A 12,652-nucleotide genomic window follows, 5' to 3' on the forward strand; every position below is an offset into this window, starting at 1 on the left:
CTTAATCACTCCTCCATGCTAATTTATGAAAAAGCGGCTGGAGTGTGACAGTGACTTATAAAGGCAGTTAAATAAGACATTCGCGAATTGCTCTGCTTTACAAACACAAAATAACTATTGTATACTACATAAAGTTAAATCGGAATGATTCTTAAAATTAAAGTGAGAGTGCGAAATCTATGCAATCAATTATTGATATTAAACAGCTGTCCCATCGATATGAAAAGGACATCGTTCTTGAAAACATCAATTTATCCGTGGAAAAGGGTGCGTTTCTAGCCATTGTCGGCCCCAACGGTTCTGGAAAATCAACACTATTAAAGTTAGTTTTGGGATTGTTAAAGCTGCAAAAGGGAGAAATTTACCTATTTGGCCAAGAAATCAATAAATTTAAAAATTGGGACAAAATCGGCTACGTTTCCCAAAAGGCCAACTCCTTTAACACGGGTTTCCCGGCGACCGTATATGAGGTAGTGGCAAGCGGGTTAACAAAAAAGCTGGGCCTGTTGTCTTTTTTCAAAAAGGAGCACTCGGAAAAAGTATTAGCCTCATTGGATGCAGTAGGGATGAAAAAATTTAAAGACCGAAATATTGGCGAGCTTTCAGGCGGGCAGCAGCAGCGGGTATTTATAGCTAGAGCCTTGGTGAGTGAGCCAGAGCTCTTGATACTTGACGAACCAACCGTTGGGGTTGATGCAGAGAACATAAAGGCTTTTTATGAAATGCTTGATGTGTTAAATAAAAATAAGGCGATTACATTGGTGATGGTCACACACGACATCGGTACCGTTTCCGACAAGGTTTCCCATGTAGCCTGTTTAAATAAGCATTTGCATTTTCATGGACTGACAAATGAATTTGAGCAGATGAGAATGGAAGACCTGTCATCATTCTATGGACATGATGTGCAATTGCTGACTCATCATCATGAACACGGAGGCGTATAGTATGATTCAAGGGATTTTACATTATGAATTTTTACAAAACGCCTTCTTAACTGGAATGTTAATTGGCATTCTAGCTCCATTATTGGGAGTATTTATTGTGGTTAGAAGATTGTCTTTGATTGCCGATGCGCTTAGCCATGTAACTTTGGCAGGGATTGCGGCAAGTCTGTTGCTTGAGCGTTATGTTACTGCACTTACGGGTCTGAATCCATTGTATATGGGCATGGTTTTTTCGGTTGGCGGGGCCTTATTTATTGAAAAGCTAAGAGGAGTCTACAAGCACTATCAAGAGCTGGCGATTCCGATTATTCTTTCCGGAGGAATCGGGCTGGGGGTTATATTTATATCTCTTGCTAAAGGCTTTAATACAGATTTGTTCAGTTATTTATTTGGTAGTGTATCAGCCGTCAGCCGTACCGATCTTTGGGTGATTCTGGTAATCAGTATTGCAGTGGTAATGGCTGTGGTTCTCTTGTATAAAGAGCTGTTTTTATTGTCTTTTGATGAGGAATACGCCAAGGCTTCCGGTATTGCAGCAAAAAGCATCCATTTCATTTTCATTATTTTAGTGGCGCTGGTCATAGCAGCTTCAATGAGAATTGTTGGAATCCTGTTGGTTTCTTCGTTAATGACACTTCCTGTTGCAGCAAGTATCCGAATTGCCAAAGGGTTTAGGCAGGCCATTATTTTATCGGTTATCTTCGGTGAAGCTTCGGTGCTTGGCGGGCTAAGCCTTGCTTATTATTTGGACTTGGCTCCAGGTGGAACAATTGTCATGCTCTCTGTATTGATATTAATATTGGCGATATTTTATAAAAAAATCTTGGTGAATAAAGCATAAGCGAGGTGTGTAAATGATGAATGTACAAGAAGCACTTCAATTTTTAAAGGAAAATGGATTTAAGCAGACAGGAAAAAGGGAAGATATGCTTCAATTGTTTGCTGAAAGCGATAAATATTTAACAGCAAAAGATGTTTTAGATCTATTGAAGGATGATTATCCAGGCTTAAGCTTTGATACTATTTACCGTAACCTTTCCCTTTTTGTTAACATGGGGATACTAGAGATGACGGAGTTGTCAGGCGAAAAACATTTTCGTTTTTCCTGCTCGCACACCCATCATCACCATCATTTTATTTGCTTAAGCTGCGGCAAGTCGAAAGAAATTGAAACATGTCCGATGGAGGGCCTCAGTGCAAATTTAAAAGGCTACGACATCTCCGGGCATAAATTCGAAATATATGGCCGCTGTCCGGATTGTGTACAATAAAAAAGCTGACCCATGAGCGGAGTGACTGCTCATTTGGGACAGCTTTTTTTATTTTTATTTCATTGACCCAGCCATTTCTCGTATATTTTCCTGCTTCCTAAGCCAGTTCTCCACCCAAATGGCTGCTTCTGCCCAGTCATTGACCCGAATGACACCTTGTGGAATGGGCTCTTGATTATAGGGAGTATTAAATAAAATGACCGGAATTCCGCATTCTTCATGGAGGGCAACGGCGTTGTCGTGTTTATCCTCAAAAAAGAGATCTACTTTGAGATTTTTAGCCGTTTCTACCTTGTCATGAGAGCCAATCAGTTCGATGTGATGGAAGGTTAATTCATGCGCTGAAAACCAATTTTCGGTCACCTCGAGCAGATGCGGTCCTCGGGCACTGATAAAAAACAATTCATGTTCATTTTTCCATTTATTTAATACCGGCTTTACGCCTTTAGCAAGTGGAGAACCTTCATATATAATCGGCTCATTTTCTGAAAACCAATGGGCAAATACTTTTTCATCCACTTTCACAAAAGGAGTTAAATCGTATTGGGTGATGTCCTCATAAGCAATGTTCATCCCAAATGCCTTGTTTATAAAAGGCAATAACGATGTAGGACAGGTAACTGTTCCATCAATATCAATTCCAAATCTTTTTTTCATTTTTAAATTCACCTTCTGTTGTTTCCTCAGTTCTATTTTTATTTTACCAAAGACCGTGAACTGTTTGGCATGAAATATTTTGCGGAATATGAAATAACTAACTAGTTAAGACAAACATTGTCATAGTAAAAAGGCTTTAATGACAAACAATAATAAATGCTCCTACATTGAAAGTGAGGGATTAAAGGATGGCAGATGAACGCGACACGAAGGTGCAAGAAGCTCTTCGTGGCCCAATTATCGGTGAAGATATACCAAATTCTCCATCGGATTATCGTGAGGCCACAACTTCCGAAATCGCAACACCTGTAACAACCCAAGCTTCCAAATATAATGAGGAAACGGCAGATGAATTTGGAGCGTCTGTCCCAATGAGGGTATCTTTAAAGAAAGATGATCCGCCAATTGGGGCATCCGTGCCAATCCGGTCTTCCTATAATGAAGAAACTGCTGCCGAAATCGCGGCTCCCGTACCTATTATAAGAGGCAGGGAAAAAGACGATATTGGTGATAATGGTCGAGGACGTGCGGTCGGCGGTGCGGGACTAGGGACTGTCGCATTGGTCCTGTCCATTTTATCCTTGTTCGTAATGCCAATCCTGTTTGGTGCAGCAGGAATTATTCTGGGATTTGTTGCTAGGCGCCGCGGCTCCGAAGGGCTTGGAGCGTGGGCTATTGGGATTGGAGCGGTATCGATTATCATCGGAATCTTTATTCTTCCGTTCTTTTAACATAGGAGCAAAGAAAAGAGGCTGTCTCTCGGGACGGCCTCTTGTGATGTTTATCTATTTGTTTACCTTTTCTTCTGCTTCCTTCTTGCGGAAATATTCTTCGGCAAGCTGGTCAATTTCCTTTTTGAGTTCTTCGACCATTTGTGATTCTGGCACCTTCCGGACAATCTCGCCTTTTCTAAACAATAGACCTTCACCACGGGCACCGGCAATTCCGATGTCTGCTTCACGAGCTTCACCAGGTCCATTTACCGCGCAGCCTAGAACTGAAACCTTGATAGGTGCTTTAATATGGGAGATATATTCCTCTACCTCATTGGCGATGCTGATTAGGTCTATTTCAATGCGCCCGCAGGTAGGGCAGGAAATTAAGGTAGCAGCATTGGAGGAAAGGTGGAATACCTTCAAAAGTTCACGAGCTACTTTAACCTCTTCAACTGGGTCTGCACTTAATGAAACCCTTACGGTATTACCAATACCTTTGCTGATAATTGCACCTAATCCGGCTGCGCTTTTAATGGTTCCGGAGAAAAGTGTTCCGGATTCGGTTATCCCAAGATGCAATGGATAATCGAAGGTGCGGGCCGCTTTTTCATATGCTTCAATAGCAAGATTGACATCAGAGGCCTTCATTGAAACGATAATATCGTAGAAGTCCAAGTCCTCTAGAATTTTGATATGATGGAGGGCGCTTTCGACCATTCCATCAGCGGTTGGGTAGCCGTATTTATCAAGAATTCGTTTTTCCAATGACCCCGCATTTACACCGATCCGGATTGGAATTCCTTTTTCTTTAGCGGCTTTTACGACCGCTTCAACCTTTTCTTTTCTGCCGATATTTCCAGGATTGATCCTGATTTTATCAGCGCCGCCTTCAATCGCCTTTAGTGCCAATTTATAATCGAAGTGGATATCAACAACAAGTGGAATGTTGATTCTTTTTTTGATTTCAGGAATGGCATTTGCAGCCCTTTCGTCTGGGCATGCGACCCGGACAATTTGGCAGCCTGCATCTTCAAGACGTTTGATTTCGGCAACGGTAGCCTCTACATCATGGGTTTTAGTGGTTGTCATACTTTGAATGATGATTTCATCATTGCCGCCGATGGTTAAATTGCCAACCTTTATCGGCCGTGTTTTCGTACGATGTATAATTTCACTCACGTGGAATTCGCTCCTTTAGCTGGATTCGAATATAGGATTAAAAACAATTCATCTATTATTGTATCAGCCTGCATCTAATTTTGACAAGAATAAGGATTATCCTCATTAGTTTGAGTAATCAGGAAAATGATATGTAGAACCGATTTGTATTTTTTCTGGTGACTTTCCTGGATTTAATGCCTGAAAGTCTTCTATTAACTCAGAAATAGATACAGGAAGAGATTTTCCTAATTGGTGCTCGACAATGGAAATAACAGTTTCACCTGGTTTTACCTTTTCTGTAAAAGAAGGGATGCTGGTACTAGGTTTTGCGGTTTGATTAACATTTGCCTCTACCTGAATGTTTGCTGTAGAAGGCAAAGTGCCGACAGTTAAGTCGAAGTAAATCACATATATGACTAAAATGGCAATTAAAACACCAAACAATTTTTTCATTGGACAAGCCTCCAAACAAAAGTTTCTACAAACCTATGCTTGTCCACCTTTAAATAGAACTTATAAATGAAAAAAGCATCCATTGAATGGATGCTTTAACTACTTTTTTTCGGTTTTGGGATTTCATTTATCGCCAAATATAGAACAATGATAACGACAAACCAATTGATCCAAAAGCTGTTTGGTACGGCTGTTTTCAGTGCGGCCATTATCGTAAAAAATAATGTCGGCAATGTTTCACTGTATGCGGCCATTCTCCATAAATGGCGATAGGTAAGCTTTCTTCCGGCAAGATTTTTTAACACTAGTCCGATTAAAGCAAGAACAGAAACTTCAATGAAACTAGCGGCACTTGAAAACAAATAGATGAATAAGGAGACAATCGGGATAATAATGCCCTTTAGTCCACTAATCGAGTTAATAAAATCAACGAGATCGTTCTTTGAAAGTTTGAGCCCTTCCATCATGGAATAGGGGTATGTATCGCTTTGACCACCGGCTGTCATAACAAACTCATCTTTTAACAGGGCGAACGTATTTCCTTGATCGGCTGCATCTTGACTAGAAACGGCGCCGGTAGGGTCCAAAATAATCGTAAAATTATCCTTATTAATCGTTACAGGGACCTTAGTATCTGCCTCTAATTGTCCATTCTTTATCGTAAAATCAGGAGCCTCCTTTTCCAGAAAGGTTTCGGCAGAATCCAATCCGGTTGTTAACGCTGTACTGAAATAAACAATCGACGGAAGGACGGAAATAAAAGTCAATAAGAAAACAAAAAGAATTGTTTTTCCGATACCTTGGAAACGAAATAAGGCTATGTCCTTCGGCGAGTAGATACTTTTAAATAATTGCTTGAAAATATTCATAATAACCACCTCTTATAGATTCACCATTCTATTGTAGCTTTTGAAGCTATGATAGACAAGAACAAGGTAGTTAACACTTTAAATAGAACCGCCATAGAGGCAAATTCAATCAGTTTACGCCGCAAATTTCCGCAGAACAGTTTTGGCAATCCACGGTTTGCTTGAGGTAGTTGAGATTTCTTATCGTAAATTTTTGATTGTTATAGGAGATAATGTTTTGCTCACGTAATTCCTTGAGGGCACGCTGAATCACTTCCCTAGTGCCAAAAGTCAAATTGGCCAATTCTTGGTGAGTCAAGGGCAAATCGATCAGGATCCCATCGGGTGTCATGACTCCATACGAATTACATAGACGGATAAGGATTGAGTAGAGGCCGCCTTTTTTTCCGTTCATGATTAAATCCTGGCATTTCATCTGCACCTTCAAATAGCTTGTCGATAGCCATGTAGCGAGTGCTTGCATGGCTTCCGGGTCCGTTAACACAAAATTTTCAAAGTCCTCCCGTTTGATGGCAATCGCTTCACAATCCGTCAAGGTTTTGGCATAGAACTGATAGCGGGGATTTGTTTTAAAAAGCTGGTATTCAATTATTAATTCTTGGTCATTCACGATTTTTAAAATAAAATCCTTTCCTCTAACGTGCATTCGCCCTAAGGCAATACCGCCATTTAGGAGCAGGTATATAAATTCGGCCGGATCTTTCTCATGGAACAGCACACTACCTGCTGTTATCTTTTTTACCGGCTCAGTCTTTTTGAAAAAATAATGTACTAGTTCATAAATAGAAAGGCTGTTTTTCTGCATGTCCCGCCACTCCTTAAAACCATGTATATGATGATTAAAAGGAATAAAATTCAACTAGTCAATATGCGTGTTTACAAAATGTGTAAATAAAAACGGTTGCTATGACATAAATCGTTGACAGCATGCCGATTGCATGATTCATGACAATTTTTCGAAAAGTGGATAGTTGTGAAATGTTAATGTAAAAAAAACTGCATAAAACGCTGAAAAGTGGATATTTTATATATGGTGGTTTAAGCAAATTATTTGATACTTGCCACTAAACTTTGGTAATCTAAAGTCACAAAGCTTTGGAAATATTTTAAAATTCTTTGCGATGAATTTTAGTGTACCAAGGCCTTTAAAAAATAGTACATAGGGAGGAATTTTTCATGGCATTTGAATTACCAAAATTACCTTACGCGGAAGATGCACTTGAGCCACATTTCGATAAGGAAACTATGAACATTCACCACACAAGACATCATAACACTTATGTGACTAACTTAAACAACGCTTTAGCAGGCAACGAAGAATTGCTTTCTAAGTCAGTTGAAGAAGTTATCTCAAACTTGGATGCTGTTCCAGAAGCAGCACGCACTGCTGTTCGTAACAACGGCGGCGGCCATGCGAACCACTCTTTATTCTGGCAAATTCTTTCTCCAAATGGCGGCGGTGCTCCAAGTGGAGAACTAGCTGATGCAATCAACAGCAAATTTGGCAGCTTCGAAGCATTCAAAGAAGAATTTGCAAAAGCAGCAACTACTCGCTTTGGCTCTGGCTGGGCATGGCTATCCGTTAATAACGGCGAATTAGAAGTATCCAGCACACCAAACCAAGACTCTCCATTGATGGAAGGCAAAACTCCAATCCTTGGCCTAGATGTTTGGGAGCATGCTTACTACTTAAAATTCCAAAACAAGCGTCCAGACTACATCGCTTCATTCTGGAACGTAGTAAACTGGGACGAAGTTTCTAAGCGTTACAGCGCAGCTAAATAATAATTTATATCTAACAAAAAGGCAGCTCTTTGCAGCTGTCTTTTTTCATGCCCAAATTTGAATAATAACCTGCCGCTTGTTAAAGACTACCTTTTAAGACAAAGGGGAGTTTTTTATGGCAAAAAAATTTAAATTTTTAGGGGATGTTGAATTAACAAAGGATTTAACCCTTTTACTGATGATTGGCGGCTTATATTCCTTAAGCGTTGCCTTATCCAACACATTCGTAAATATTTATTTATGGAAGCAAACTGGCCAATACTCTGATCTCGCCTTGTATAACCTTTCCATCGTCGTTTTGCAGCCACTCACATTTATCTTGGCAGGCCGATGGGCAAAGAAAATTGACCGCGTGATTGTTCTCCGAATAGGAGTTACTTTTTTAGCGTTCTTCTATTTGGCCGTCTTACTAACCGGGACTAAGGCTGCCACTTATTTGCTGCTATTAGGGGGACTGTTAGGAGTAGGGTACGGTTTTTATTGGCTAGCCTACAATGTGCTGACGTTTGAAATCACCGAACCGGAAACAAGAGATTTTTTCAATGGCTTTTTGGGAATATTATCTTCCTTAGGCGGGATGATTGGTCCTATCGCAGCAGGGGTGATTATTACCCGATTCGAAAAGTTTACTGGCTATACGATAGTTTTTGGCTTGTCGTTAGGATTATTTGCCCTTGCGGTGCTGTTAAGCTTTTCTTTGAAACCTAGACCAGCGAAGGGGAGATATTGCTTCAAACGAATATTGGAAGAAAGAAAACAAAATGAAAATTGGCGTCTTATCACGAACGCCCATTTTTTTCAGGGGCTCCGGGAAGGGACGTTTTTATTTGTCATTTCTGTGTTTGTGTATATTTCAACAGGCAGCGAAATGGCATTGGGGACCTTTGGACTGCTAAATTCAGGAATCTCGTTTGTAGCCTATTTTCTTGCTTCTAGGCTGATTAAAAAAAGTTATCGGAAAAAGGCCATACTCATTGGCGGACTTATGTTGTATGCCGCAGTCATTCTGATAGCCTGGGAAGTAAACTACGCAAAGCTGTTAATTTATGCTGCTATGATTGCGATTGCCTATCCTCTTTTGCTCGTTCCGTATATGTCAACAACGTATGATGTGATTGGATCGGGTTGGAAGGCAGCGGAAATGCGGATTGAATATATTGTGGTGAGGGAAATTTTCTTAAATGTTGGCCGTATTGTTTCCGTCCTTGCTTTCCTCGCAGCAGTCACCTTATTTAATGAAGAAAAAAGCATCCCATATTTATTATTGATTTTGGGTGCTGGGCATACATTGATTTATCTATTTATCAAAAGGGTCCGACTGCCTGCTGTATAAAGCGAATGAGTGAAGATTTGCTCATCGCTTTTTTATTTTGAAAAAATGGTAAGTCTTCTCCATAGAAAAAAACTACACTTTCTTATACAATTAATTAGGTCATTGACTTAGGGAGGTGCGTTTTGACCTTGAAGAAGAAAAAGAAGAAGCCGGCGGTTCCTTTTCGCTTAAACATGCTTTTCTTTGTCGTCTTTTTGCTTTTTTCCATCCTTGTTTTACGGCTTGGAGAATTACAAATTGTATTCGGAGAAGATTTTAAAAGGGAAATTGAACGAACAGACAATATTACGGTCTCAAATCCCGTGCCTAGAGGGAAAATGTATGACCGAAACGGGAACGTTATTGTAGATAATTCACCGCTAAATGCGATTACGTATACTAAATATCAAAATACAACACCTCAGGAAATGCTGGAAACAGCTAAAAAATTAGCAAAATTAATTACTATGGACACCACAAAGGTCCGTGAACGTGATAAAAAGGATTTTTGGATCCTAATTCATCCGGACAAGGCAAAAGAAAAAATCACCGATAAAGAATGGACCGAATTTAAAAATAAAAAGCTGGATGATAAAGACATTTATAAACTACAGCTTAAGAGAATTACGGACGAAGATTTGAACAGTCTGACCTCGGATGAGGTAGAAACGCTGGCTATTTATCGGGAATTCAACAGCGGTTACGCTTTAACACCGCAAATTGTCAAAAATAAAGATGTAACCCCAGAGGAATTTGCTGCTGTCAGCGAAAACCTGGAAAATCTCCCAGGGATTGATACCACCACAGATTGGGCCAGAAACTATGTTTTTGGAGATACCCTAAAATCTATTTTAGGGGATGTATCATCATCTGATTCGGGGCTGCCAAAGGAACAATTGGACAAGTATCTTGCCAAAGATTACAGCCGAAACGATCGGGTCGGAAAGAGTTATTTGGAATTAAAATACGAAGATGTCCTTCGCGGGGAGAAGGCTAAAGTAAAAAATACAACCGATAAGTCAGGGAAAATTTTATCTTCCGAGGTCATATCGGAAGGCAATCGAGGAAAAGATCTTGTCTTAACCATTGATATGGACCTACAGGCACAAGTAGATAAAATTATTGAAGAAGAGATTTGGAACGCTAAAAAGAGCCCAAATACTGGACTTATGGATAGGGCCTTTGCCGTTATGATGAACCCAAAAACGGGTGAAATCCTAGCATTGTCAGGTAAACAGCTTGTAAAGAATAAGGAAACAGGCAAACTGGAAATGCGGGATTATGCCCAAGGGACGTTTACAAGCTCATACAACATGGGGTCAGCTGTTAAAGGTGCGACCATTTTAACAGGCTATCAAACTGGTGCCATAAGACCGGGATCTGTACTTCGGGATGAACCTCTAGTCATTAAAGGAACACCTGTTAAAAAATCTTGGAAAACCTTCGGCGACATTAACGATTTACGGGCGCTTCAGGTCTCCTCGAACGTGTATATGTGGAAAACAGTGATTGCCATGGCTGGCGGCCGTTATGTTCCAAATGGACCGCTTGTATTGGATACGGACAAAGGCTTTAACACAATGCGGAAATCGTTTAACCAGTTTGGCCTTGGAATTCGTACAGGTATTGACCTTCCCAATGAAATGAGCGGTTTTCCAGGCTCTGATAAACGGTCAGGTCTGCTTCTTGACTTTGCCATCGGCCAGTACGATACGTATACACCTATTCAACTTGCGCAATACATTTCGACCATCGCAAACGGGGGCTACCGGATTCAGCCGCATGTTGTGAAGGAAATTCGTGAACCAGAATTGGATAACAATGAATTGGGTCCGATTGTGGAGGAAATTCAGCCGAAGGTATTAAATCGTGTTGAAATGAAGGATGAATGGATTAAACGTGTCCAAGAAGGATTCCGAATGGTAATGCAGGTTGGCGACGGTACCGGTACCGGTTTCTGGAGAAGTAAGCCATATAATCCGGCGGGCAAAACCGGTACAGCGGAAGCTTTTTATGATGGCTCTGATAAATCGAAACGTGGAACCGAAGTTTGGAACCTAAGTCTTGTCAGCTTTGCGCCATACGATAATCCTGAAGTGGCCATTGCTGTAGTGGTGCCTTGGGCTTATGAAGGAAACAGCGGCCCAAGTATTAACCATCTAATTGGCACAAGGGCTATGGATGCTTATTTTAACTTAAAAAATGCCCGCCAAAACGGAACAGCGGCTGCCGGGCAGGATAACACAGCGGCAAACAACGCACCCGCTGATCAACCACAACATTAATAAAAGTGACACCTGTCTCAAGGATGATGAGGCAGGTGTTTTTTTTTGCCAGATTGCTAGATTATGATTTACAAAAACTAAACATTCATTTACATAACCTTTACAAAACATTAAAACTCTATTTACAGTCATCCTTTATTCTTATGTTTGTAAGGCAGAACAAACAGCCAAACTCTTAGGGGGAATTAGTAAATGAAAAGTTTTAAAAAAATTAGCCTAATGATGTTAATTGCGGCTTTCATGATTATAGCAGCAGCATGTGGAAGTGATTCTTCTTCAGATAAAGATAGTGGTGGAGCGAAAGACTCTGGGGAACTATCAGGCTCAATTTCTATTTCAGGATCGTCAGCCATGCAACCGTTAATCGCTGCAGCTGCTGAAGAATTTATGGCTGAAAATCCAAAGGTTGATATACAAGTAAATGCCGGCGGCTCTGGGACAGGCTTATCACAGGTTGCTGAAGGATCAGTACAAATCGGTAACTCAGACGTTTTCGCTGAAGAAAAAGAAGGTATTCCTGCTGACAAACTTGTTGACCACAAAGTGGCAGTGGTGGGGATGACAGCTGCTGTTAACCCTAAAGTAGGAATTGATGATATTAAAAAAGAAGATCTAATCAAAGTATTTACTGGAAAAATTACAAACTGGAAAGAGCTTGGCGGTAAAGACCAAAAGATTGTTCTTGTAAACCGTCCTGATTCATCCGGAACTCGTGCAGTATTCAATCACTTTGCTCTTGATGGTGCGACACCTGCTGAAGGAATTACTGAGGATTCTTCAAACACGGTTAAAAAGATTATTAACGAAACTGAAGGTGCAATTGGATACCTTGCATTCTCCTACTTCACTGATGATTCTGTAACTCCGCTTTCGATTGATGGTGTGAAACCGACTGCAGAAAATGTACAATCCGGAAAATTCCCGGTCTGGGCATACCAGCACTCTTATACTAAAGGTGAAGCAGAAGGTTTAACTAAAGCGTTCTTGGACTATTTAATGTCAGATGATATTCAAAACACTCTTTTAAAGGAACAGGGATATCTTCCAGTGACAAAAATGAAAGTAGAACGTGATGCTGAGGGAAATCAAAAAAATATCTAATATAAACATCTAGAATGTGCTATTGAAAAACAAAAGAGGGTAAATGCGTGCGCGTTTACCCTATTATGACGTATTCAAGAGGAGTTTGGTTTATT

General features: G+C 40.4%; 13 protein-coding genes. 8 read left to right on the forward strand and 5 right to left on the reverse strand.

All coding sequences use genetic code 11. The features are described from left to right. Positions 1–179: 179 nt before the first annotated feature. From ACNQGS_RS01030 to zur, 3 genes are read left to right on the forward strand one after another with little or no spacing between them, the layout of a single operon-like run. A complete protein-coding gene (locus tag ACNQGS_RS01030) occupies positions 180–947 on the forward strand; it encodes a metal ABC transporter ATP-binding protein (protein WP_491485714.1) in 768 nt (255 codons plus the stop codon). 1 nt (position 948) lies between these two features. Beyond that, positions 949–1,788: a metal ABC transporter permease gene (locus tag ACNQGS_RS01035; protein WP_491485715.1), complete on the forward strand. Its 840-nt coding sequence runs from the start codon at positions 949–951 to the stop codon at positions 1,786–1,788. A gap of 16 nt (positions 1,789–1,804) precedes the next feature. Then, a complete protein-coding gene (gene zur / locus ACNQGS_RS01040) occupies positions 1,805–2,218 on the forward strand; it encodes a zinc uptake transcriptional repressor Zur (protein ID WP_464494553.1) in 414 nt (137 codons plus the stop codon). Between the two features lie 54 nt (positions 2,219–2,272). Here the strand turns inward: zur and ACNQGS_RS01045 are convergent, their stop codons facing one another. Beyond that, positions 2,273–2,875, reverse strand: coding sequence for a 5' nucleotidase, NT5C type (locus ACNQGS_RS01045; protein ID WP_491485716.1), 603 nt, complete (start codon positions 2,873–2,875; stop codon positions 2,273–2,275). A gap of 371 nt (positions 2,876–3,246) precedes the next feature. On the opposite strand from ACNQGS_RS01045, the gene ACNQGS_RS01050 reads away from it, so the two are divergent. Next, entirely contained in the window at positions 3,247–3,606 is a 360-nt protein-coding gene (locus tag ACNQGS_RS01050) for a DUF4190 domain-containing protein (RefSeq protein ID WP_213145293.1), read from the forward strand. Positions 3,607–3,660: 54 nt separating this feature from the next. On the opposite strand, the gene ispG is transcribed toward ACNQGS_RS01050, so the two are convergent. From ispG to ACNQGS_RS01070, 4 genes are all read right to left on the reverse strand, one after another. Further along, positions 3,661–4,761, reverse strand: coding sequence for a flavodoxin-dependent (E)-4-hydroxy-3-methylbut-2-enyl-diphosphate synthase (ispG, locus tag ACNQGS_RS01055; RefSeq protein WP_491485812.1), 1,101 nt, complete (start codon positions 4,759–4,761; stop codon positions 3,661–3,663). A gap of 114 nt (positions 4,762–4,875) precedes the next feature. After that, positions 4,876–5,205 (reverse strand): hypothetical protein, encoded by a 330-nt coding sequence (locus tag ACNQGS_RS01060; RefSeq protein WP_491485717.1) that lies wholly within the window; start codon positions 5,203–5,205, stop codon positions 4,876–4,878. Positions 5,206–5,300: 95 nt separating this feature from the next. Next, positions 5,301–6,074 (reverse strand): DUF1189 domain-containing protein, encoded by a 774-nt coding sequence (locus ACNQGS_RS01065; RefSeq protein WP_491485718.1) that lies wholly within the window; start codon positions 6,072–6,074, stop codon positions 5,301–5,303. Between the two features lie 109 nt (positions 6,075–6,183). After that, positions 6,184–6,879 carry a Crp/Fnr family transcriptional regulator gene (locus ACNQGS_RS01070; RefSeq protein ID WP_491485719.1) on the reverse strand — a complete coding sequence of 232 codons (696 nt, stop codon included), beginning with the start codon at positions 6,877–6,879 and terminating at the stop codon, positions 6,184–6,186. A gap of 371 nt (positions 6,880–7,250) precedes the next feature. Here ACNQGS_RS01070 and ACNQGS_RS01075 point away from each other — a divergent pair, with 371 nt between their 5' ends. The 4 genes from ACNQGS_RS01075 to ACNQGS_RS01090 all read left to right on the forward strand — a co-directional run bounded on the left by ACNQGS_RS01075 (position 7,251) and on the right by ACNQGS_RS01090 (position 12,557). Then, positions 7,251–7,859, forward strand: coding sequence for a superoxide dismutase (locus ACNQGS_RS01075; RefSeq protein ID WP_491485720.1), 609 nt, complete (start codon positions 7,251–7,253; stop codon positions 7,857–7,859). Positions 7,860–7,974: 115 nt separating this feature from the next. Beyond that, a complete protein-coding gene (locus tag ACNQGS_RS01080) occupies positions 7,975–9,192 on the forward strand; it encodes an MFS transporter (protein WP_423799103.1) in 1,218 nt (405 codons plus the stop codon). Between the two features lie 173 nt (positions 9,193–9,365). Next, positions 9,366–11,456, forward strand: coding sequence for a peptidoglycan D,D-transpeptidase FtsI family protein (locus ACNQGS_RS01085; protein WP_491485813.1), 2,091 nt, complete (start codon positions 9,366–9,368; stop codon positions 11,454–11,456). Positions 11,457–11,648: 192 nt separating this feature from the next. Further along, positions 11,649–12,557 carry a phosphate ABC transporter substrate-binding protein gene (locus tag ACNQGS_RS01090; RefSeq protein WP_491485721.1) on the forward strand — a complete coding sequence of 303 codons (909 nt, stop codon included), beginning with the start codon at positions 11,649–11,651 and terminating at the stop codon, positions 12,555–12,557. The last annotated feature ends 95 nt before the right edge of the window (positions 12,558–12,652 follow it).

Source organism: Neobacillus sp. PVCKKU3, from assembly GCF_058323225.1.